Genomic DNA, 23,072 nt, shown 5'->3' with positions numbered 1-23,072 from the left:
TCTGCCGGCCATTTGGCCGGTATTCATCTGATCAGAAAGTTTCCCAGTTATCGTCATCACCGGCCCTGGCCGGAGTACGCGGGGTGTGTACCGCAGGGCTTTGCGCCGTCGGCGCGGCCGCTACAGGTTTTTTACTGCCCGCATTCCCTTGCAAACGGAACGTCGCAACCGACTGAGTCAGGCGGCTAGCCTGCTCTTCCAGCGCGGCGGCCGCGGCAGCAGATTCTTCCACCAGGGAGGCATTCTGCTGCGTCACTCTGTCCATTTCAGAAACGGCCAGTGCAACCTGGTCGATACCCCGGCTTTGCTCATCAGAGGCCGAGGCGATTTCCCCCATGATGTCCGTGACCCGCGTAACGGCGTTCACAATGTCACTCATGGTTTCCCCTGCGCTTTCAACCAGTACGGAACCGGTGTCGACACGTGAAACGGAATCTTCAATAAGCGTTTTAATCTCTTTCGCGGCCTGTGCGCTGCGGCTGGCGAGGTTGCGCACTTCACCGGCCACCACCGCAAAGCCACGCCCCTGCTCACCCGCACGGGCCGCCTCTACCGCGGCATTGAGCGCCAGAATATTGGTCTGGAAAGCGATGCCGTCGATGACGCTGATAATGTCGGCGATTTTTTTCGAGGAGCCGGCGATGTCGTGCATGGTTTTCACCACACCGTCCACAACCTTGCCGCCACGCTGTGCGGTTTCAGAGGCGTTAAGCGCCAGCCGGGAAGCCTGACGGGCATTTTCGGCATTCTGCTTAACGGTGGCGGTTAACTGCTCCATGCTGGCGGCGGTTTCTTCAAGGGAAGCTGCCTGCTGCTCGGTCCGTGAAGAGAGGTCATTGTTACCGGCGGCTATCTCAGTCGTGCCGCTGTAGATGGCGTCCGAACCTTCACGTACGCTACTGACAGTGGTACTCAGCGCTTTCTGCATGTGCTGCACGCTGGAGGCCAGCTGGGTGAGCTCGTTTTTACCCTCGACGATAATATTTTCCGTCAGGTTACCGGCGGCAATTTCGCGAATATGGCCAATCACCACGTTCAGCGGCTTGAGCAGGATCCGGCGCATACCGACCCAGACCAGCAGTATGACCGCGGCCAGCGCCAGGGCTAAAATCCCAAGTTGCCAGATGGCGAAGGTATAACCGGCTCGGCTGTCGACGTAAGAGGCTTCGTACATGCGGTCGTTCAGCGCCAGATAGCCGTCATAGGCTTTTTCGAGCGCGTTTTGCATGCCCTGAGTTGACTGGCCAAAGTAGGCGTCCATATTGCCGCTTTCCAGGTAACCGATAAGTTCTGCCAGCGCCTGATGGTAGGCCTGGTAGTCACCGTCGATGTCTTTCACCACGGCGTTCATTTCGGCGGAAATCGGGGCGACCTGTTTAAAGCTGTTGTAGTGCTGTTCGGCGCTGGCGAGAGATTTCTTCGCATTGTTCAGCAGGTCGGTCCTGGCGGCGCTCTGGCTATTGGCCGGATCCATCATCATTCGCGCGGCTGAGCGGCTAAGGTTGATACGCGTGTGCAGCATCAGGATCCAGGCCTGGTTTAATTCAGCCTGCTGAACGCGTAATTCTCGAGAAACCTTGAAGTTGTCATTATTGTTTTTTAAAGAATTAAAGAACATTCCACCGGAAATGATTTGCAGCAGCGCGAACACCACCAGCACCATCATTAGCATGGTGACAACGCGAATACGCTTTAACATAGGACGCCCTTTTAACGACTTGTTCCCGAAGTTATCGGCACAGGCCGCGGGAACTTTACGTTAAGTCACAGGGAAATTAACCGGTTGCGCTACAGCAACCGGCTATGGGTAAGACGTGGCGGCGATCAATAAGTTACGGTGATGGTCACCGTATCGGCGTAATCATCGGGGGTATAGTTAGTGCTCGGGATGGTGACATAGACCGGGTACGCCTGGGCGCTGCCGGTCCCCGTGCTGGAACGATAGTTTGATGCCGTGTTCCCCCACACGGCACCCGATGCCCCGGACGCCTGCCGGAGCTGATAAGGCACCTGATCGGTATTCGCCCCGGTGCCTTTTAGCGCCCCGGTACCACCGGTGTTGTTATTCGAAGGAGTAAGACCCACGGTGTAAAGTGTGCCGTTGGTACAGGCAATGCCGATGGTGTTGTTTGAAGCCAGATTACTTTGCATAGCAGCCACTGCCCCGAAGCTCACATTATTGGCGTAGCTGACGCTGCACTGCTTGCTCACGTTTGCCACCACGTTGAAGGGAAAGTTTGTTGCGACGCCCGTGCCGCAGTTCGCGGGCGGCGCCAGCAGGCCGGTATTGAGCGTAACCGTGGTCATACCGCTGGTGTAAATATCCTGATAGCCCCCCGGCGCCGCGGAGGCTTGTGGCAGCGTCATTTGGGCGTAGACCGTCAGGCTGCCGGTGACGGGCGTCAGATTAAGCAAATTGAGCTGCACCACCGGGTAGGTTGTTCCCGACTGGAACTGGCTCCCCCATGCCCCCCCGCTTAATGTTCCCTGATAAAGCTCATAGGACAGCGTGCTGGCAGGCGGCCCGGCAAAAGACATTTTGTGGTTCCCCACTCCGGCCCCGTCAATATTAAAGCAGAGCGTCACCCCGGCCAGCAGATCCCCCAATTGTTTGGAGCAGCTGTAATCGAAGGTCATCGATGTGTTGGGGGTGCCTGTCGCCAGCGGGTTGACGGTGCCAAAGTTAACCGTTTGTACATTGCTCACCGAGCAAACCACCGCATGGCTAATCCCGGGGGACAGCAAGAGCACCGCCAGCAGCAATAATTGTTTTAATCTCACGCGGATAACTCCTGTTTCAAAAGGCCACAGATTCATTAGCGGCACAGTATCGGCCCGATATTCGTTACGCTTTTCTGGTTCTCGGGGTAGTCAAACTCGGCGATGCAAATGCCGTTTTCCGTGGTCACTCTTAGCTGATTGTGCAGTTCAAGCGCGTCGAAATAGGCCAGGCCATCAAACCCGACAACCGAGTTCTGCCCAATACCGGACATCAACCTGATTGGGCTGCCTTCGGCGATAGCCTTGCCTTTAGTATCAACCAGGCTTACCTGCGCGGCGCGAACCGGCTTGATATCAAAATTCACCAGCGTACCGGAGCGGTCTGCAGGCGTGGCGTTCAGGCTGACGCTGCGGATCCGCATATTGGCCGGGAGGTTCATCGGATCGATACTGATCAGGTTGTTCTGGTAGCTGTTGAGCGGCGTCACCAGCAGTAGGCCACTGCTGTCGCTGGTGCCCACCAGATTATGCTGCAGCTTAACCGGGACATCCGGGATCCCGTCCGTAGAAACCACGGCAAAACCGTTGTTGATCTCCCGGGCGGCGAACACACCGCCGCCCATCATCACCAGCGACCCCGTCGCCCCCGCATAGCCGTAATTGTTGTCAGGAATGCTGCGGAAGCCGCTATATACGCGGCCATAGCGCCCCAGGTAACCCACTTCGCCCTGCCCGGTTTGCTGTGAACTCTGCTGGCTGGCAGCCACGTTCCAGCCCACCCCGCCTTCGGACGGCGGACTCTGGCTGGCATTAAGCTGGTAACCCATCTTGTCGCCGGTACGCTGCACCGTCGCGCCGACAGTCAGGCTATTGCTGGTACTGACGGTCAACATCAGATAAACGCTGCGGTCGCGGGTGTTATCAATATTTTGGTTAAAGCTGGCGCTGAGGGAGACGTTTTCGGTGATGGATTTAAACCAGCTGGCGTTGGCGTAACGAATAGCGCTTTGGTCAGGGTAGCGAAACTGCAGGTAACTCAGACTGAGATTCCCGCCCACACCAAAGTTATATCCCACCACCGCGCTGCCGCTGAAGGCAGGCGGCGGGGCACCATACCTCGTCGCAACATCGTGATAGTCACCGGACGTGGCCGTCGCGCTGGAGCTAAAGTTGAAGCGCCCGCCGGACCAACGGTAGCCCAGGCTATACAAATAGCCGTTCTCCCCGGCATCAGAACTTGCCGCCAGCGCAGTTGAAATCGTTCCGGACTGGCTCCAGGGGATCCAGTCACTGCCGATCCCGCCGTTGACCAGACTGTCGCTGGCTTCCAAATGGCCGCCGGCGGTCAGGCTGTTACTGAAGCCCCGCCGCCAGGTGCCGCTTAGGGCAGGCTCACTGGCGTAGTCGAAGGAGGAATAGCCGTAGTTTTTTCTCACCACGCCCAGCTCGAGGGACCAGTCCGTCAACCCCTGCCGCAGCAAAAGCTGATCGTTATAAAAGGAGAAGTTCTGCACGCTGCTTCTGCCCAGCGCATCCGTCATCATCACCTGAGCATTCCCTGCCCCGGTGATATTTGGCAGAGTATTCAACTGGAAACTGCCCGCAGGCACTTCGCCGTTATAATATTTCACTCCATTGACATACAGCTCAACGCTTGACGGCAGCGTTGCCGAGCCGAGAAAGGCCGGCAGCGGCGTTGTAGGCATGTAGGGTTTTAGGCCAAAATCAGTACCTATTTTTATCCCGGCGATTCGCGTCTGGCGGGACCACGAGAGCGAGCTTGTTAATGTATCGCCGAGGGTAACCGCCAGCATTTTGTCAGGGAATGAGGTGCGCCAGCTGGTATCCAGGCGGCTAAAGGAGTCGTTATCGTTTTGCTCCGTAGAATAACGGGTCAGCTGGGTTGAGCTCAGCACACCCGCAGCGTTAAATGCACGGAACTCGCTGAATGAGTTGACGTTACTTTCTTTTCCACTGTCCGCATAGAGATCGTAGTTCAGCAACGCCCCGAAGGCGTTTGAGGCCGTGGGAGAGGACATATCTGACTGATTAAGCTGGGTGGTTTTCAGATCTAACAGGCTCAGCGGCGCGTTCAGCGCCAGGGTTTGCTGCTGAACGTTATAGTCAACCGTAACCTGCGAAATGTCATTGAGGTAAAAAGGCGGCAGCGCTTTTTCTGGCAGGCGAAATCCCAACTGACGCAGGGCCATCGCGTCGCCGTATAATTTCCCTTCAGCGTAGCCAAGATGAACCAGACCCACGGGATTACCATTCACCGTCGTGTCGAGATATAAATCAACGCCTACAGGCTGAGCTGTGTCATTCGTGGCCGCATTCTGAGGTAAGTCATTATTAGTATCTTGTGCTGCTGTCATGCCTGAGAAAAATAAACCATTAAGCAATATAATTTTTACCAAAGAATATGGCCAGTCATAGATCTTGTTCTGTTTTTTGACCATTGATAGTGACTTCAACTTTTCCACTATGGTAAGTATCGCTGGCAGACGAAGATATTATCCACCGCATAGTTGAACCGGGAAGAACATAACCTAGCAGACCTGAAGTAATTGTTTTTCGCGCACCATTAGATTGAATAAACGTCATGGCTGAAAGCTGAGCGTGGCTGTTACCCTGATTGCTCACATCGACAAACGTTTTGCCATCGATATTCATTAATGCCCATTTTAGCTTCGCCGTGTTTTCCGCCTGCCCAACGGGCTGCAAAAACACCGGAACGGAATAGCGCATCACAAACTGAATTTTATTTCGCTGCAGTTTGGCCGGTGGAAGTTCATCGATAAACAAGCGGTACGCCTGTTCCACCTGATTGGAGGCAGGCCCTGTACGGATAACACGAATGAGCTGGCGCTCGCCCGCAGGCAGCGTCACGATAGGCGGGCTGATAACCAGCCCCTGAGACGTCGACAGCTTGTCGGCATAGCCGCTTTGCTGCCAGTTAAAAACTCGCACCTGCGCGTTGAGCGGCGCATCACCTTCATTACTTAACCAGATACCATCGGCGTTTTGTGCCGCCTTTAACGTCAGGTTAACCGGTGATATTTGCAGGCCACCGGCTACCGCATCTCCCCCCGCCGCCAGCGCCAGCCACAGGCACGCGCAGGCAGATAGTCCACCTAATTTCAATTTCATCCGCTGTCCTGAAATCAGTAGTTAACGTTGACGGTAACCGTATCCGCATAGCTGTCTGGCGTGAAATTCGCACTCGCCGCCGTCGCATAGACGGTATAAGTCTGCGCGGCCCCTGACCCCGTGCCCGCCACGCCGTTACCCACTACGGTTGTGGTAGCGGTGTTCCCCCAAACCGGCCCGGTAGCCGAGGTTTGGTTCAATTGATAAGGGACTTTGTCGGTGTTAGTCGCGGAGTTAGCAACGGACGACATGGCACCCGAACCTGTGGTGGTTCCCCCATTCGCTGCGGAAGGTGCAAGGCCGATAAAATAAGGCGTTGTCTTTGAACAGTTAACGGTAAACGTATTGCTTTGCGAGGTATTTACTGCACTGGCGTTAACCGTCCCCAGGTTAATATTCGAGCCGCTGCCGGCGGTCACCGCACAGGACTTTTGAATAGTAATCAGGACCTGAAACGTACCGTTTGCCACCGCCGCATTAGCCGATGGAATAATCGAAAACGCAGTACAAGAAAGAATTAAGCGTGCTGCAGTGGCTGAATTCATATCCTTAACCTTATTCAAATGACTCAAACATGCTTCGTGGATACACAGCGAAGCGGCACGTGATGATTTAACGTTTTTAATACAGGCAGCGGACTCCGTAACTTGTCGTTAATATAATTCACCCTGAAATCACATACGCTGTTCATAAAATCGCGTCAACAATGCCGAAACCCATATTTCCGGAACCGTTTACACCTGATTGTTCATTTTACAGTCAGGCAATACGGTTTCTTCTCGCGACATTCATAAGCGACGGGTTAGAAAAAAATCAGTACGTTACGTCATCACTTAGTTGAAATTTAGTTTAGAGATCCGGAAATAACCAACCGCGTGGTCAAATTCAGTGAAACGGTGGATTGACGATTTATTCTCCTTTAAAACAGCAAGTTAACCTCCCCCCCTCGTACCTCACTGCAAACTGAAAGGAATATATCCGCAAATTTGTGACACCAATCACAAATAATAATTAAGTGCTACTTAATTAACAATTTACAGAATTTATAAAAAAGAGTTGTATATCGGCGCCGTTTGATTCAATTTATGCTCCGCATATTTACTGCCCGTGAATAATAATTATATAGGGGTCAGTAAGTTACAAACAGACACACATTAACTACAGTCAACTACGGGGTTACTAAGTCAGTGGCAAGTTCAAACAAACTCACGCTATTCATCATTTTGTTCATGATAGCGGGGATCTTCACCGGCGCGGCCATCCACGAATACGCCGCCGCCGACGTCATCAAAGGCTATGCCGATAACATCACGTTATTTACCGATATTTTCCTGCGCCTTATCAAGATGGTGATTGCACCGTTGGTGTTCAGTACCCTGACGGTGGGCATCATGAAGCTTGGCGAGACCTCCACCATTGGCCGCGTAGGCGGCAAAGCAATGGTGTGGTTTGTCTCTTCTTCGGTGCTGTCGATTCTGGTCGGCCTGTTTATCGTTACCCTGGCGCATCCGGGCGCGGGCATGAACCTGGAAGTGCCGACGGAAGCCGTTCAAACCGGCCTCGCCGTTAGCGGCATGACCCTGAAAGCCTTTATTTCCCACACCATTCCAACCAGCATTGCTGGCGCGATGTCGGACAACGAGATCCTGCAGATTGTGGTGTTCTCGATGTTCTTCGGCATAGCCGGGGCTTCTTTGGGTGAGAAATTTAACGCTCCGCTGGTCAGCGCGCTGGATGTGGTTTCCCATATCATGCTGAAAGTCACCGGCTACGTCATGTACGTTGCGCCGCTGGCGATTTTCGCCGCTATCTCTTCGGTGATTGCCACCCAGGGCCTTGGCATTCTGCTGAACTACGCTTCATTTATCGGCGGCTACTATGTGGCTATCGTGCTGACCTGCGTGGTGCTGATTAGCGTTGGCTATATGGTGCTGAAGCGTGATGTCTTCCGTCTGCTGGCGATGCTGAAAGATCCGGTTCTGGTGGCATTCACCACCAGCAGCTCTGAAGCCGCTTATCCAAAAACGCTGGATCAGCTGACCCGCTTTGGCTGCTCGCGTAACATCGCATCGTTCGTTCTGCCTATCGGCTATTCCTTTAACCTGGTCGGGTCGATGGTGTACTGCTCCTTCGCGTCGATGTTTATTGCCCAGGCCTACAACATTCACCTCTCCTTCTCTGAGATTGCCGTACTGATGCTGACGCTGATGCTGGCGTCGAAAGGGATTGCCGGGGTACCGCGCTCCGCGCTTGTTGTGCTGGCCGCGACCATCCCAAGCTTCAACATCCCGGTTGCCGGGATCCTGCTGCTGATGGGTATTGATCACTTCCTGGATATGGGCCGCTCGGCCATCAACGTGCTGGGCAACGGCGTGGCTACCGCGATGCTGTCCAAGAATGAAGGCATGCTGGAAGAAACCGACACCGTGCCGCTGGAAGACGTTAAGGCATAAAAAAAGAGGGGAAAACCACGCCTTTTCCCTCTTTGGTAAAAAATAAAGGGCTACCTTCGGGTAGCCCTTCTTATTTTAGCAAACCGGATTAAGCAACCGCAGAATCCAGCAGCTCCATCTCTTCGCTGTTCAGCAGCTTCTCGATGTTCACCAGAATCAGCATACGCTCGCCCAGCGCGCCCAGGCCCGTCAGGTATTCAGTAGACAGCGTCACCGCAAACTCCGGTGCAGGACGAATCTGGTCAGCGGTCAGCGACAGCACGTCGGATACGCCGTCAACCACGATCCCGACCACGCGCTTCTCAAGATTCAGCACGATAACCACGGTATTGTCGTTATATTCCACGCCGTCCTGCTCGAACTTCAGGCGCAGGTCGATGATCGGCACAATCACGCCGCGCAGGTTGGTCACGCCTTTGATAAACGCAGGCGTATTCGCGATACGCGTTACCTGGTCGTAACCGCGGATCTCCTGCACTTTCAGGATATCAATGCCGTACTCTTCATCGCCAAGGGTAAACACCAGGAACTCCTGGCCTACGTTTTCCCCGGTCAGTTTTGTCACATTCGTTAGTGCAGTCATTTGCGTACCTATTTTCTTATGCGGTTAATCAGGCGACGGTAAGCGCCAGACGTTGTTCACGGTTTAGCCCCTGCAGCGCAGAAACATCGACGATCAGCGCCACGCTGCCGTCACCCAAAATGGTGGCAGCAGAAATTCCCGGCACCTTGCGGTAGTTGCTTTCAAGGTTCTTCACGACGACCTGGTGCTGACCAATCAGCTGATCGACCAGCAGCGCATAGCGGCGTCCTGCGCTTTGCAGGATAACAACAATGCCCTGAGTCGCTTCGGTCTTCGCCCCCTGCACGTCAAAGACTTTCCACAGTTCAACCAGCGGCAGGTATTCACCACGCACTTCCAGCACGCGCTCGCCGCCCGCCAGCGGATGCAGGTCCTCTTCCTGCGGCTGCAGAGATTCCATTACCGCGTTCAGCGGCAGGATGAACACTTCGTCGCTCACCTTAACCGACATGCCGTCAAGGATAGCCAGCGTCAGCGGCAGCAGAATACGGATAGTTGTACCGGCTCCGGCCTTCGACTGAATTTCAACGTGGCCGCCCATCTCCTGGATGTTACGTTTCACCACATCCATACCGACACCACGGCCGGAGACATCGGTTACCTGCTCAGCGGTAGAGAAGCCCGGCGCAAAGATAAGCATGCCAACTTCATCATCGCTCATGCTTTCGCTGACCGGCATCCCCTGAGAGAGAGCTTTGGCGAGGATACGTTCGCGGTTAAGTCCCGCGCCGTCATCGGTGACTTCAATGCAGATATTACCGCCCTGGTGCTCAGCCGAGAGAATCAGGTTACCGACCTCAGACTTCCCCGCCGCCCGGCGTTTTTCGGGCGACTCAATACCGTGATCGAGACTGTTACGCACCAGGTGCGTTAACGGATCGATAATGCGCTCAATCAGGCTCTTATCCAGCTCGGTGGAGCTGCCCATCAGCGTCAGCTCTACCTGTTTATTCAGCTTACCGGCGAGATCGCGCACCAGCCGCGGGAAGCGGCTGAACACATACTCCATCGGCATCATTCGAATCGACATCACCGACTCTTGCAGATCGCGAGCGTTGCGCTGGAGCTGCCCCATGCTGGTAATCAGGTCGCCGTGGTTCACCGGGTCAAGTTCGTTAGAGCGTTGAGCCAGCATCGACTGCGTAATCACCAACTCGCCAACCAGGTTAATCAGCTGGTCAACTTTTTCCACCGCCACACGAATACTGGTTGATTCTGACGCACGGGCAGCAGGCTTATCCCGTTCAACGCGCCCCGTTGCAGGCGTCAGTGGTTCAGGAAGACCGGCTTTTTGTACCGCCACGGCGGTTTGAGCAGGCGCATCAGCAACGGCAACCGACGTGGTTTCCGCCACCGCTGGGGCGCTGGCTACGGTGACCGGCACAAAGCTGATTTGCTCGGGCTCAATGACGAAGCAAAGCACGGCGGTAATGTCATCTTCGCTGACGCTGGTTTCAAGCGTCGCGGTAACGGAAGCCGTGTCTTTAACCACATCACTCAGGGTGCCAAGATTACCCAGCTCTTCCAGCATCAGGTCGCGTTCAGCTTCTTTCAGCCCATCAATCACCACCCGCAGTTTGCCGCCATTATCGGCAGGCACGGACGCTGGCTGCTCCGATTCAACTACGGAAAGTTTGGCCGGTGCCGTAGGGGCTTCCCCCTTGGCCTCCAGGGCCAGCTGGCGTAATGCTTTGCAGATGTAGTCGAAGCTTGCAGCATCCGGCTCTTCAGAGTTTTTATAAGCGTCCAACTGTTCCTGCATAATATCCTTGGTTTCCAAAAACAGGTTGATGATATCGGTGTTAAGCTGCATCTCACCGCGTCGCGCTTCGTCCAGCAGGTTCTCCATCAGGTGCGTCGTTTCCTGCAGCACGGAGAAGCCAAACGTTCCGGCACCGCCCTTAATGGAATGGGCCGCACGGAAAATCGCGTTCAACTGTTCAGAGTCAGGCGCCTCAGGCACCAGATCCAAAAGGTGCTGCTCCATATCGGCCAACAGTTCATCGGCTTCGTCAAAAAATGTCTGATAAAAATCGCTAATATCCATGCTCACGCTATCACCTCATACCTGGTTGTGGCGCAACTGTGTTATTCGCCGGAGCCGCCGTAGGATCCTGCTGCAGAACACCGATCGGCTGGTTATCGCTCTCTGAGTTCTCGTGCATGATGGCGTCTTCGGTCTGTTTATTAAGCACCAGCAAACTGATGCGACGGTTAATGGCGTCACCGCCTCCGCGTTTGGAGAGGCTCATCTGCGAGGACATCCCAATGACGCGCAGCACTTTGCCGTCGTCGAGACCGCCCGCTACCAGCTCACGACGGGAAGCGTTCGCGCGATCGGCGGAAAGCTCCCAGTTGCTGTAGCCGCGTTCGCCGTTGGCGTAAGGCAAATCATCGGTATGGCCCGACAGACTGATTTTGTTTGGAATACCGTTCAGCACCGGGGCGATTTTGCGCAGAATATCGCGCATGTACGGCTCCACTTCCGCGCTGCCGTTTTTAAACATTGGGCGGTTTTGACTGTCGATAATCTGAATTCGCAGACCTTCCTGAACCAGGTCTATTTGCAAATGCGGGCGCAGCGCGCGCAGCTTAGGATCCGACTCAATAAGCTGGTCCAGATCGCCTTTGATGCGCTTCAGGCGGTTGGTTTCCATCCGCTTGCGCAGCTCTTCAATATTGGGCTGTTTTTTCACTTCGCCCTGCTGCTGGGTGACATCATCGCCGCCGCCGGGGATCGGGCTTTCGCTGTCGGCAATACGCTGACCACCGGTAATCGCCTGGGCTAGCGGCGTGCGGAAATAGTCAGCAATTTGCGCCAGCTCTTTCGGGCTGGAGATTGAAATCAGCCACATGACCAGAAAGAAAGCCATCATTGCAGTCATAAAGTCTGCATAGGCAATCTTCCAGGAGCCGTGAGCCGCCCCGCCGTGTCCCTTGTGCTTGCGGCGCTTTACGACAACGATGGGATGGGCCTGATTTTTCATACTTCTTCTTCCGTCGCGCGCTGCGCGTTCGGCGAACGTACCGCCCGGACATGCTCTTCCAGCTCAATGAACGACGGACGTTCGCTGGAATAAAGCGTTTTACGGCCGAACTCCACCGCAATAGGCGGGGCATAGCCATTGAGGCTGGACAACAAAGTGACCTTAACGCACTGCATCATTTTTGTTGTTTCAGCGCTTTTCTGGCGCAGCACGCTCGCTAATGGGGAAATAAAACCGTAGGCCAGTAAAATACCCAGGAACGTCCCCACCATTGCGTGCGCAATTAACGCGCCTAATTCAGCAGCAGGACGGTCAGCAGAAGCCAGAGCGTGTACCACCCCCATAACCGCCGCAACGATACCGAATGCAGGTAATGAATCGCCCATTAGCGCAAGGCTGTTCGCCGGTATTTCCGATTCGCTTTCATGGGTCTCGATTTCTTCATCCATCAGGGCTTCAATTTCGAAAGTATTCATATTTCCGCTGATGATCAAACGCAAATAATCGACAATAAAATCAAGCATCATGGTGTCCGCTAAAATACGCGGATAGCTGGCGAAGATTTCGCTTTCCTTAGGGTTTTCGATGTCTCTTTCAAGCGAAAACATACCCTGTTGGCGAGATTTAGCCATCAGGCGATAAAGCAATGCCATCAAGTCCATATACATGCTTTTGGTATATTTTGAACGCCTGAAAAGCAGCGGTAATGCTTTTAAGGTGCCCTTAATCGCTTTACCGTTATTCCCTACGATAAACGCACCAATACCCGCCCCACCAATGATCACAAACTCAGCAGGTTGATAAAGTGCGCCAAGGTGGCCGCCGGTTAACATGTAACCGCCGAACACTGTCCCTAAAACAACCAGGTAACCTATTAAAATCAGCACGAGATCATCCTTACGCCGTTGAGTGTAGCGAGGATGCCCAGGAAGGCAGAAGCAGCGTTATGTTTGGGCATAAAAAAAGCAGCGGTAATCTCTTACCGCTGCTGGAATGCGCAAACACAGAATCTGTTAAACAGCCTGTTCCACCTGGTCATCCAGCAGTTGTGGAATAATATCGGCAGCGTTCAGGGAAAGTTTACGTCTTTTTACCGCCCTCGATGGCGGCTGGCACAGACTGCAGGCAAAGCTGCCGACCGGCTGGTGTGCGTGGGTAATAAAATTGCCCCCACAGCAGTTACACTGGCTAAGCTGGAGCATCCCACTCTCAACAAAACGAACCAGCGTCCACGCGCGAGTCAGCGCCAAAAGCGGGCCGTCAGACTGAGAAGGACATTGTTCAAGATAGAGGCGATAGGCTTTAATGACCGCATCAACGCCGGTACACAGCCCACTACGAAGTAAAAACTGCCAGGCATTACAGAACATGGAAGCGTGAATGTTTTGCTCCCAGGTCATAAACCAATCAGTAGAGAAAGGCAGCATCCCTTTTGGAGGAGGACTTCCACGGAGTTCTTTGTAGAGTTTGATCAGGCGACCACGGCTCAGCTGCGTTTCGCTTTCCAGCATTTGCAGTCGGGCCCCCAGTGTTATCAGCTCCATAGCAAGCTGAATGTCGCGAGCTTCCTGGACAATACTTTTCTCGCTCATTTGTTATGCCCTTTTTTTCTTAGGTGCCTCGGCAGGCGTCGACACCTCATTCAGTAAACGGGTAGATAACAAAATACCGGTATGGATTTGCTGTAAATCATCCACACGGGAGTCTTGCGTTAAGCGAGTAATCGCCTGACTTTCGTTAAAACGGAACTGGCAAACTAATTGGTTAGTTTCAGCCAATTTCACCATCTGGGGCAGCGTGAGTTCCCCTAAAGTATTTGCCATATCCTCAGCGATGCCTAAGCGAAACATTGCTGAAGCTTTATCCTGACTAATAAGACGCTGTGCAAGCAATAAATACGATAAATTAATGTCGTAAATATGTTTTAGCAACTCGGAAGTATGCATTTTTTCCATCCCGAATAACCAACTATTATTGTATGCGGCCTAGCCTAAATATTTCGGATGACAGTAGCGTGTCAACGTCCAGAATTTCTCCAGAAACTTACGGCTGTAAGAAACCGAAGCGAACCTGTCGCACGAAAGCTGTTTTCTGAACTATTAGGGGGTTGTTACCGCACCCCGCGATGTCGCCGGGTCGCCCCGGTTAAATTAAAACAATCGTTACGGCCAAAATGCACGGATAAATCTTGCGCTCTGACTTAACCCCTCCGCATACCGCGGTAGAGGCCACTTCCCTGACAAAGCCTGAACGCCTGTTGTCGTTCATCATTTTATTACAAAAAACTAAGATTTTTCCTAATTCGGGCAAACTCTACTCGCAGCCCCTGGCACATACAATGCGGCCATCTGCGATTTTGGAATTTATGTGACGCAGATCACATAAATACATCATCCTTCGGAGTGAAAAGCATCAGAATCGCTTTTCATTTGCTCGCTTTTTCATCTAATCGAGAATTTTCAAGGTGCCGGCAGACGAATAGTGACACTTAAACATCACAACGCCATGAGTTGTCATTGCTTTTTATCCGATACGGGCTGCCAGGAATGCCTGAGCGATCACACTTTACAAAAGCGGTTAGGAGTAATTCACTGTTATTCATAGACTTAAGTTAAATTATAATTGAATTTTAACCGACCGTTATGATTTTAAAAGGACCCGTTACTGAAAGTTATCACGCGATCCAGGTTCGCAAATTAATCGGTTAGACTTATGGCAAATTTTCACCAATCGTCTACCGAACAATGTTGCAAATTCGTTTCATAAGAATAACTAAACAATTTCTATGAGTGGCTTCACATTTCGTATGGCGGAATACGTTGCGCCAGCGCAACAAGTGGTGTAAGAAAATGTTAACAATTCACACTAAATGTGGAGAGAAAGAATGAGCTATCGCCATGTGCTGGTTGCCGTTGCCATCACGCCTGAAAGCCATCAACTGGTTCAAAAGGCCGTCTCCATCGTCAAACCCGGTAACGGCAAAATTACCCTCGTCACGCTTGCCTCCGATCCGGAACTGTATAACCAGCTTGCCGCACCAATGCTTGAAAACCTGCGCGAGCTAATGCTGGAAGAAACCCGCCTTTTCCTCGATGAACTAACAGAGCAAGCGCATTATCCTATTGAAAATGTAATTATTTCCACTGGGGAACTAAGCGAACACATCCTTAGCATCTGTGAGAAACACGATGTTGATTTGGTACTGTGTGGCAATCACAACCAGAGTTTTTTCGGCAAGATAATGTGCTCAGCCAAGGCAGTCGTGGCCTCAAGCCAGGTTGATGTACTGCTGGTCCCTCTGTAACAAGCTGCCGGCAGGAAGCGGGGCTGACGCCGCTTCCTTGCCCCCGGGTTCTCTACTTTTTAAGTTATTCCATAGCGACTAATTACGCCATTTTCTGCAAATTCAATTTTTTATCCTGCCGATCCCGACAAAGGCCAGAACGTGCTACTAGACAACCCTATTTTTGCGGCAGGTGTTGAGCATCGTTGATACAAACCACGATGCCCCCCTTTTTCCCCGCCGAACAAGTACCAGGACAATCGCGCAGTAAAGCGCCAACGCGCCCCCTTCGTGGTCATAAGGATTTACGATAAGCGTAAAAATCAATTCATTAGCGGTAACGGCACATTTTGCAGTCCTGAACCGACCATAACCGTTCTATTTTTATGCTTCTCGCGCGTCAGTACACAAAGACTGGCGGCGGCAAGCCGACGGTTACTTTCCCTCTGATGGAGAGATTTCTTGCTTGCAACGCAAATGATGAAATGGCTCCAGTATTCCCTTGAAGGGTAAATATGATCTCATTCGGCGTTAGTGGAAAATGAAAATGTTTAACCATAAGACAAAAAATGATTAACATAGACATTTATATGACCGGGATTAGTGACATATTTGATACTGGCCAAAAAAGGGGAGCACGTATCGCACGAAAGATATATTCTATATCAAATACAGCAAGTTACAGATCACCACATAAAATTCAGCATTTATTTATCTTTCTCATTAAAAAAAATCAAAGAAGCGAAAATAACAATAATTAGGACTTTTCTCTTATTGAATTGCAGCGTATGTTTATTTTATCTCTTCGTGAAATCGCTCCTGGAAATAAGGATATTAATATGCCTGTGGCAAGCATGATCCAGAAACTTAATGCGCAAATTAATCGTGAGTTCTATGCGTCTCATTTGTGCCTGCATCTGAGTGCGTGGTGCGCGCAACAGAGCCTGACCGGTAGCGCGAATTTTTTACGCAGCCAGGCACAGAACAACGTCACGCACATGATGCGGGTATTCAATTTTATGAAGCAGTCCGGCGGCATGCCAAGCGTCGGCACTATGCCCCCGCCTGAGTGTCATTGTATGACCCTTGAAGAGCTGTTTCAGCAAATGCTGGATGATTACCACCTTCGGCATCAAACGCTGGCAAACCTTCAAGAAGAAGCCAGGGCGATAAACGCAGGTAAGGTGGTAAATTTCCTGGTGGCATTAAGTGAAGAGCAGGATCGCGATGGCGAACGTTTGCAGACGATTCTTGAAGAGGTGCGCAACGCTAAAAAAGCGGGCCTGTGCATGAGCCAAACCGACAGACATCTGCTGGACTTTGTTGAGCGCCAGTACCATTGATCCGCGCCCCTTTTCGATAAAATTCACCCGGCAGCCGCCGGATGAATTTTATTCCCCTGTCTCCACGACAAGTCACCGTTGTCTCGCAATGGAAAGACGGCTTAGTGCGCCTCTTTCTGCTGAGTAAATTTCAGCTCAATCAGGGCTATCGCCTTTTGAATCGCGCGGCGCGTTACCGGATCAACGGCGGCAGGATGGCTGGTAAAGTCGATGGTTTTCAGCTGTTCTGACATCTTTTCACGGACTTCAACCGGCGCAATCACATCAATCACGTCGAGAATTTGTTTAATCACCAGCTGGCACGCCACGACGTCAGAAACCAGTTCCTGATCGGCAGAGAGTTGTTCGGCCATTTTAATCTCCTGTTTTATTTGCGCGATAGTCTACCCGTCCGCCTCGGCGCGAGGCAACAGAACATTCAGCGGAACGCCCATAAGGCTCCTTTTCAACGATAAAACGGGAGCAACAGCCCCCTGGATTTACTTCTCAAACTGCCAGCAGGCCACGCGGTGCCCCGGTGAAATCTCCTGCATTAGAGGGGACTGCTGATGGGATGTGCCGGTTCACTGTACAGCGTCCCGGCCGGTGCCTCCTCAACCAGCGTGCCCAGATACATCACCCCAATACGGTCAGAAATATGGCGAACCATAGACAAGTCATGAGCAATAAACAGATAAGTCAGCCCCAGAGCCTGCTGCAGATCCTGCAAAATATTTACGACCTGAGCCTGCACCGACACATCAAGCGCGGTCGTTGGCTCGTCGGCTATCAGCAAAGACGGATGACACGACAGCGCGATGGCAATCATCACCCGCTGGCGCATCCCGCCGCTAAACTCGTGCGGATATTGATGCAAGGTCCCACTCAATTTTATCGCCGTTGTAGCTATACAGCGTAGAGTACAACGCCTGCATAATGGTCAACGTAGTCCGATCGCTGGCGTACAACGGGTTCATTGCCAGCGGATCGCCGGACGTGATACCGATAATCAGGTTGCCGCCCTGTTTGGTTTCTTTTGCCGGTGCAGATGCTGCAGCGGTCTCTTTTTTGGCGTCATCACAGCCGCTTAATGCCAGGGCCAGCGCGGCGACCAGCGCAGACAATACCAGAGGTTTACGCATTGCTTCAGGAACGCCTTGCTCAATAAGAGCCCGCATAGTGCGACACTCGCAATCGCTTATAAATGTTCATAAAAAAGCATAATCTTAGCTGAAATCTGACTAACCGTGTGTCGTCAAAGTCTGCGGGCCGAAAGGCGTATTATTTACCCCCTGTGCATCACATAATTTTTCCGTCTCCGCCGTATTCTGGCGTAAAAAAAGCAGCCTTTCGGCTGCCCAGTTCAGCGTTAGCGATTTATCGGTTTCAGCGTGTGATGCTCCCCAGGCGGAACATCGCCACCACATCATGCAGGTGGTGTGCCTGCTTTTCCAACTCACCGGACGACAGCACGGATTTCTGCACCAGGTTCACGTTTTGCTGCGTTACGCTGTCCATCTCCCTGACGGCTACGCCAACCTGACCAATCCCCTGGCTTTGCTCAACGGACGCGCTGGCAATCTCGCCCATAATATCGTTGACCTGCTTCACGGCTTTGAGGATCTCATCCATGGCTTCACCCGCCTTTTTCACCTGCTGTGAACCAATATGAATATTGCTAACCGACTCGTTCAGTAAGGTTTCAATCTCCTTTGCTGCCCCGGCACTCCGGCTCGCCAGGTTGCGCACTTCACTGGCCACCACGGCAAACCCCTTCCCCTGCTCCCCTGCTCTCGCGGCTTCCACCGCGGCGTTCAGCGCCAGAATATTGGTCTGAAACGCAATGCTGTTAATCACCGTCGTGATATCAACAATTTTGTTCGCGCTGCTGGCAATAACATCCATTGTCTTCACCACCTGCTTCACCGAGGCTCCCCCGTTAACCGCCGTGTTAGTAGCGTTTTGCGCGAGATGGCTGGCGTGGTTGGCATTGTCGGCGTTTAACTTCACGGTGCTATTAAGCTGCTCCATGCTGGCGCTGGTTTGTTCCAGCGCGGCGGCTTGCTGCTCAGAGCGAGATGACAGATCGGTATTGACCCCGGACACTTCCGTTGCGTTAGCGCGAATAGCATCGGCGCTATCGCGAATGCTGCTGACCGCCTTTTCCCAGTTATCCTGCATTTTCTGAATCGGCGGAACCATCAGGCCAATACAGTTACGGCCTAAATCCGGTAGCGTCGCGGCAAGTTCGCCGCGCGCCAGGACGTGCATATGGTTGCGGATTGTATTCACCGGCTTCACCAGGCAGAACCACAGATAGCGCTCGGTGAAGAGAGCAATCGCAACGCTGATAGCGATTGAAAACATGAGCATAAACTGAGCCGTGCTTATCCACTCAGACTGGCTAGAACTAAGCGTGAGCTGTTGCTTCAGGTTGTGCAGCAGCCAAAGCGTGCCCCCCGCCACGCTCGTCCATGCAAGGCTTGAAAAGATCTGTATCAGCACCACCATTGCGCGGATTTTGATATTACGAAGTACATTCATCTGTCTGATTCCCCGGTCAAAAGTAAAAGGCACGTCCTGTGCTATTTCAAACGGTGCACGTCCTGATTTATCCACTTGTATGTCTGCATAAGTGAAATTAAATCGCGCCGTAGCGCTATTGTCGGCACGTTTCAGCAAAACTTGACGCGCATTCGATCAAAAAATCGCCACGCGTTTTATGGTGAATTTCCGTTAGGTAAAATGCATTCATGTCGTAATTTGAATTAAGGCTTATTTAAAATTCGAAATTTACGAAATCCGCTGCCCTTTGTATTGAATACGCTTTTCTGCAGGCCGCGCGTGCTACCATGTCAGCGGTTAAGCACGAGGTATAAATAAAGATGAAGCGCATTTATCTGGCCGCTACCGCCCTGTTACTTGGCGGATGTACAGTAAGTAAAACGCCTGTACCGCTCAATGCCAACGAGCCTTCCGGTGTCGTTCGCCTTGCCTATAACCTGCCACCGCTGCAGACGGCCAAAGTGGACAAATTCCTCGCGCAGTCGACGGCCACTCGCCAGTGCCAACAGTGGGGATATGCCAGTGCCTTGCCCTATGGCAGCGACATAAAAACCTGTACAACCTATAGCGGCAGCCTGTGCCTGAATACCCAGGTTGTACTGGAGTATCAGTGCCGCGGAGTCAGCGGGCCACAATATGCTGGTGTCACCAGTAACTGGTAATTCCGGCAATTTCATCTATGTTGATTGCATCTGGTTAAAGAGAGTCCTGCCGCCAATGTAATGCGTTCCTGACGATAAATATCTCGCGCCGCCGTTTCCAGAACGGCGGCTTGACTCTATTTGTTAATCAGGAACCTATCATGATCCTTTTATTGCTGCGCACCCTGCGCCAGCACCGCTGGTTCACGCTACTCGGGCTTGCACTGCTGTTTTCCTCCATGGGCAACGGCCTGACTTATGTCCTGGTCTTTAGCCAGCTGTTAAATAGCCATGCTACCCCCACCTGGCTTTCTCTTGCTTATGTTCTCGCGCTGGCTCCCGGCTTGCCCGCAAGCTTTCTTGGCGTGTGGCTGCTGCGCCGATGGCCTGCATTCTCTGTTCTACTCCTGGGTGAAACACTCGGTCTGGCAGGCCTGATTCTTCCGTTCCAGGCGCTGCAGGGCGATCATCCAACATTGCTGCTGTTAAGCCAGGCCGCGGCGGCTTTTAGCACGGGTATGACGGTGCCGGTACTCAGTCAGCTCTTTAAGCAAGGGTTATCAGAAGACCTGATGCCCGCTGCCGCAGGTATTGAAACGCTGGTTTTTGCGGCTAACGTCATTTTTGGCGTAGGGGCAGGCACTCTGCTGTATGGCCACGTCAGCCTCTGGCTGCTGCTTTTTCTGGATGCGCTCAGCTTCGTGGCCGCGATAGCTTTGCTATGGCGTGCCGCCACCTTCTTTATTTTGCAAGGTGAAGAAGAACCAACCTATATCGACAATGAGAGGTTTAGCTGGCGTAGATTGACGCCGCAGCAAAAACGTAGCCTGCTACTGCTGCCCAGCCTGGCGCTGGTCGGGGCGCCGGTAATGGCTTTGCTTCCCGCCCTGGCTCCCGCTCTGCCCGGCAATAATACGGACAACGGGCTGATACTGCTTTTTGCCCGCAGCGTTGGCCAACTTTTAGCGCCCCTGGTACTTAGCGAGAGACAGGTGCGCTATCGCGCCAGCGCCACTCTCCCCTTAACGATAGCACTGCTGCTCTTCACGCTCTGCTATTTCGCCGTGGCGCAGTCCGGTAGCCTGTGGATTGCGGTACCGCTTATTGTCATCGCCCATCTGTTCAGCAACTGGTTCTATCTGGTGGCAACGCTCAACGTCATGGACAGTTTCCCCTCGCGCCACGTTGGCCCGGCAATCGCCTCAAGCTGGCGATTACAGCTTGGCATCACGCTGCTCGTGCCGCTGATAACCGGCGGGATTGCCGACAACTTCCCGGCGCAGTGGGTACTTCTGGGAAGCGGGATGAGCGGGATTATTCTTGCCCTGTTGATGCTGGGTGACTTGCGAAAATTATGGAATTGTAATTTGATAGCGCGTCGGAATAATTCCGCGCTTAATTTTAATAATGATGATGACAGTAAGACAGGTGGATAATGGTATTTTATAAAGCAACACTTGCAGGGGCATTAGCCCTGGTACTGGCGGGCTGTGTCGCGCCGGCTAAAACAACAACGGCGGTTACCGCACCGGCTAAGCAGTGCCAGGTTGGCGACCCGATGACGCAAACCACGCTCTACTTTGGCATCAGCCGTCCGTCAGGCGCGGAAATCACCGCCAATGAATGGCGTAGCTTTGTCGATAAAGACGTGACCCCACGCTTCCGTGAAGGGCTGACCGAATACGACGCAAAAGGCCAGTGGCTGAATGCGAAGGGCGAAGTCACCCACGAACCGAGCAAGGCGATTATGCTGATCCGCGGTAGCGACGCTGAGAGTAGCAAGAAAGTCGACGAACTGCGTGCTATCTATAAAACCCGCTTTGCGCAGGAATCCGTCATGCGCGTTGACCAGCCGGTCTGCGCGGCATTCTGATAAAGCAGCGTTAAGAAAACGGCGGGGAAACCCGCCGTTTTTGTTTTTTTACAGTACTAACCCGGCAAACGCCGCCGACAGCAGACTGACCAGCGTCGCCCCGTACACCAGGCGAAGACCAAAGCGAGACACCACGTTCCCCTGCTTTTCATTCAGTCCCTTAATGGCGCCAGCAACAATGCCGATTGAGGCAAAGTTAGCAAACGACACCAGGAATACCGACAAGATCCCGAGACCGCGCGGTGACAGCGTTGCCATGATTTTTTGCAGCTCAATCATTGCCACAAACTCGTTGGCGACAAGCTTGGTTGCCATAATACCGGCCGCCTTCAGCGCATCCGCCGGAGGAATACCCACCAGCCAGGCAAACGGATAGAACACGTAACCGAGAATTTGCTGGAAGCTCAGGCCGAAGATCGTGGCAAACAGTGCGTTGATGGCGCTGATGAGGGCAATAAAACCAATCAGCATCGCCAGGATAATCATCGCGACTTTGAAACCCGCCAGAATGTATTCGCCCAGCATTTCAAAGAAGCTCTGCGACTCGTGCAGCTTCTCTAATTTAATTTCTGGCTCAGCGCCCGGACGAGTCGGGTTAATGATCGACAGGATAATGAAGGTACTGAACATATTCAGAATAAGCGCAGCCACCACATATTTGGGTTCCAGCATCGTCATGTAGGCGCCTACAATCGACAGCGAAACGGTAGACATCGCCGTCGCAGCCATGGTGAACAGGCGGCGGGAACTGAGGTCACCCAATACGCCTTTGTAGGCAATAAAGTTTTCAGACTGCCCCAGAATCAGCGAGCTAACAGCGTTAAACGACTCAAGCTTACCCATGCCGTTCACTTTGGAAAGCGACGTACCGACGATACGAATAACGATCGGCAAAATACGGAAGTGCTGGAGAATACCGATAAGCGCCGAGATAAAAATTATCGGGCACAGTACGCCAAGGAAGATAAAGGCCAGACCCGCCTTACTCATTCCGCCAAAGACGAAATCACTGCCCTGCCCGGCAAAGGTCAGAAGGTGACCAAAGAAACCAGAGACACCATTAATCACCCACAGCCCGCTGTCGGAATGCAGGAAGAAGAAGGCCAGCAGGCCCTCAATAACGATAAGTTGTAACAAATAGCGGATACGGATGGTTTTGCGGTCAAAGCTCACCAGCCACGCCAGTCCCATAATGACAACAAGTGCGAGTAGAAAATGAAGAATATTCATGTGCAATCTAATTTTGAAAGAAACGTATTTAGCCACAGCTACTGCGTCAGGTAAATGGCGCCTATAAGAATATTTAGCCATAAGTTTTTCCAATGGCAACATAAGCTTACCGTTAGCATGGTTACTATTTCAATCAAAAATATTCGCGTTTTATTACCGCCAACCAGGCCCATTAAATAGAAAAGCGGAACAAGATTAATTCTCATTATTAATTTATGTTGTCATAAATAAAATAATAGTAACAACCATTCTCATTACACTAAT

Annotated in this window: 21 protein-coding genes and 1 pseudogene; 6 read left to right on the top strand and 16 right to left on the bottom strand. The window is 52.4% G+C overall.

Annotated elements, in window-relative coordinates:
- Window positions 1–31: 31 nt before the first annotated feature.
- The 5 genes from tar to VGM55_RS06985 all read right to left on the bottom strand — a co-directional run bounded on the left by tar (window position 32) and on the right by VGM55_RS06985 (window position 6,416).
- Window positions 32–1,699, bottom strand: coding sequence for a methyl-accepting chemotaxis protein II (tar, locus tag VGM55_RS07005; protein ID WP_154186590.1), 1,668 nt, complete (start codon window positions 1,697–1,699; stop codon window positions 32–34).
- Between the two features lie 125 nt (window positions 1,700–1,824).
- Entirely contained in the window at window positions 1,825–2,781 is a 957-nt protein-coding gene (locus tag VGM55_RS07000) for a spore coat U domain-containing protein (protein WP_331635075.1), read from the bottom strand.
- Between the two features lie 35 nt (window positions 2,782–2,816).
- The gene (locus VGM55_RS06995; RefSeq protein WP_331635074.1) at window positions 2,817–5,096 is read right to left on the bottom strand and encodes a fimbria/pilus outer membrane usher protein; all 2,280 of its coding nucleotides are present in this window, start codon (window positions 5,094–5,096) and stop codon (window positions 2,817–2,819) included.
- 55 nt (window positions 5,097–5,151) lie between these two features.
- Window positions 5,152–5,871 carry a fimbrial biogenesis chaperone gene (locus VGM55_RS06990; protein ID WP_154186584.1) on the bottom strand — a complete coding sequence of 240 codons (720 nt, stop codon included), beginning with the start codon at window positions 5,869–5,871 and terminating at the stop codon, window positions 5,152–5,154.
- 14 nt (window positions 5,872–5,885) lie between these two features.
- Window positions 5,886–6,416: a Csu type fimbrial protein gene (locus tag VGM55_RS06985; protein WP_154186582.1), complete on the bottom strand. Its 531-nt coding sequence runs from the start codon at window positions 6,414–6,416 to the stop codon at window positions 5,886–5,888.
- Window positions 6,417–7,058: 642 nt separating this feature from the next.
- Here VGM55_RS06985 and VGM55_RS06980 point away from each other — a divergent pair.
- Window positions 7,059–8,324, top strand: coding sequence for a dicarboxylate/amino acid:cation symporter (locus VGM55_RS06980; RefSeq protein WP_331635073.1), 1,266 nt, complete (start codon window positions 7,059–7,061; stop codon window positions 8,322–8,324).
- Window positions 8,325–8,412: 88 nt separating this feature from the next.
- Here VGM55_RS06980 and cheW read toward each other — a convergent pair whose 3' ends face one another.
- From cheW to flhD, 6 genes are all read right to left on the bottom strand, one after another.
- A complete protein-coding gene (gene cheW / locus VGM55_RS06975) occupies window positions 8,413–8,907 on the bottom strand; it encodes a chemotaxis protein CheW (RefSeq protein WP_016536985.1) in 495 nt (164 codons plus the stop codon).
- Between the two features lie 28 nt (window positions 8,908–8,935).
- Window positions 8,936–10,954, bottom strand: a complete 2,019-nt coding sequence (gene cheA, locus VGM55_RS06970) for a chemotaxis protein CheA (RefSeq protein ID WP_154186913.1) — start codon at window positions 10,952–10,954, stop codon at window positions 8,936–8,938.
- Window positions 10,955–10,964: 10 nt separating this feature from the next.
- Window positions 10,965–11,894 (bottom strand): flagellar motor protein MotB, encoded by a 930-nt coding sequence (gene motB / locus VGM55_RS06965; protein ID WP_154186580.1) that lies wholly within the window; start codon window positions 11,892–11,894, stop codon window positions 10,965–10,967.
- Window positions 11,891–12,781 (bottom strand): flagellar motor stator protein MotA, encoded by an 891-nt coding sequence (gene motA, locus VGM55_RS06960; protein ID WP_312739657.1) that lies wholly within the window; start codon window positions 12,779–12,781, stop codon window positions 11,891–11,893. The genes motB and motA overlap by 4 nt, the downstream gene beginning before the upstream one ends.
- 126 nt (window positions 12,782–12,907) lie before the next feature.
- Window positions 12,908–13,486, bottom strand: a complete 579-nt coding sequence (gene flhC, locus VGM55_RS06955) for a flagellar transcriptional regulator FlhC (protein ID WP_154186578.1) — start codon at window positions 13,484–13,486, stop codon at window positions 12,908–12,910.
- Window positions 13,487–13,489: 3 nt separating this feature from the next.
- Window positions 13,490–13,840 carry a flagellar transcriptional regulator FlhD gene (flhD, locus tag VGM55_RS06950; RefSeq protein ID WP_038481732.1) on the bottom strand — a complete coding sequence of 117 codons (351 nt, stop codon included), beginning with the start codon at window positions 13,838–13,840 and terminating at the stop codon, window positions 13,490–13,492.
- Window positions 13,841–14,778: 938 nt separating this feature from the next.
- Here flhD and uspC point away from each other — a divergent pair.
- Together uspC and VGM55_RS06940 are read left to right on the top strand one after the other, a co-directional pair.
- Complete coding sequence (uspC, locus tag VGM55_RS06945) at window positions 14,779–15,198, top strand: universal stress protein UspC (RefSeq protein ID WP_154186576.1); 420 nt, start codon at window positions 14,779–14,781, stop codon at window positions 15,196–15,198.
- 818 nt (window positions 15,199–16,016) lie between these two features.
- Complete coding sequence (locus tag VGM55_RS06940) at window positions 16,017–16,520, top strand: non-heme ferritin-like protein (protein ID WP_154186574.1); 504 nt, start codon at window positions 16,017–16,019, stop codon at window positions 16,518–16,520.
- A gap of 101 nt (window positions 16,521–16,621) precedes the next feature.
- On the opposite strand, the gene VGM55_RS06935 is transcribed toward VGM55_RS06940, so the two are convergent.
- From VGM55_RS06935 to VGM55_RS06920, 4 genes and pseudogenes are all read right to left on the bottom strand, one after another.
- Window positions 16,622–16,873: a DUF2766 family protein gene (locus tag VGM55_RS06935; RefSeq protein ID WP_038481723.1), complete on the bottom strand. Its 252-nt coding sequence runs from the start codon at window positions 16,871–16,873 to the stop codon at window positions 16,622–16,624.
- Window positions 16,874–17,055: 182 nt separating this feature from the next.
- A pseudogene (locus VGM55_RS06930) lies at window positions 17,056–17,376 on the bottom strand (ATP-binding cassette domain-containing protein); the annotation flags it as partial.
- On the bottom strand, window positions 17,351–17,641 hold the full coding sequence (locus tag VGM55_RS06925; RefSeq protein ID WP_331635070.1) for a hypothetical protein: 291 nt from the start codon (window positions 17,639–17,641) through the stop codon (window positions 17,351–17,353). The pseudogene VGM55_RS06930 and the gene VGM55_RS06925, both read right to left, overlap by 26 nt.
- Before the next feature lie 244 nt (window positions 17,642–17,885).
- Window positions 17,886–19,043 (bottom strand): methyl-accepting chemotaxis protein, encoded by a 1,158-nt coding sequence (locus VGM55_RS06920; RefSeq protein WP_154186572.1) that lies wholly within the window; start codon window positions 19,041–19,043, stop codon window positions 17,886–17,888.
- Between the two features lie 341 nt (window positions 19,044–19,384).
- Here VGM55_RS06920 and yecR point away from each other — a divergent pair, with 341 nt between their 5' ends.
- The 3 genes from yecR (at window position 19,385) to VGM55_RS06905 (ending at window position 21,578) form a co-directional block, all read left to right on the top strand.
- Complete coding sequence (gene yecR / locus VGM55_RS06915) at window positions 19,385–19,726, top strand: YecR family lipoprotein (protein ID WP_154186570.1); 342 nt, start codon at window positions 19,385–19,387, stop codon at window positions 19,724–19,726.
- A 140-nt stretch (window positions 19,727–19,866) separates the two neighbouring features.
- A complete protein-coding gene (locus tag VGM55_RS06910; RefSeq protein ID WP_154186568.1) occupies window positions 19,867–21,141 on the top strand; it encodes a hypothetical protein in 1,275 nt (424 codons plus the stop codon).
- A complete protein-coding gene (locus VGM55_RS06905) occupies window positions 21,141–21,578 on the top strand; it encodes a DUF3574 domain-containing protein (protein WP_154186566.1) in 438 nt (145 codons plus the stop codon). The genes VGM55_RS06910 and VGM55_RS06905 overlap by 1 nt, the downstream gene beginning before the upstream one ends.
- Window positions 21,579–21,626: 48 nt before the next feature.
- On the opposite strand, the gene VGM55_RS06900 is transcribed toward VGM55_RS06905, so the two are convergent.
- Window positions 21,627–22,808: a NupC/NupG family nucleoside CNT transporter gene (locus VGM55_RS06900; protein WP_154186564.1), complete on the bottom strand. Its 1,182-nt coding sequence runs from the start codon at window positions 22,806–22,808 to the stop codon at window positions 21,627–21,629.
- Window positions 22,809–23,072 lie beyond the last annotated feature (264 nt).

Origin of the sequence: Cedecea sp. (assembly GCF_036500665.1) — a bacterium.
Lineage (GTDB): Bacteria > Pseudomonadota > Gammaproteobacteria > Enterobacterales > Enterobacteriaceae > Cedecea.
This window is presented reverse-complemented; position numbering and strand designations above follow the sequence as displayed.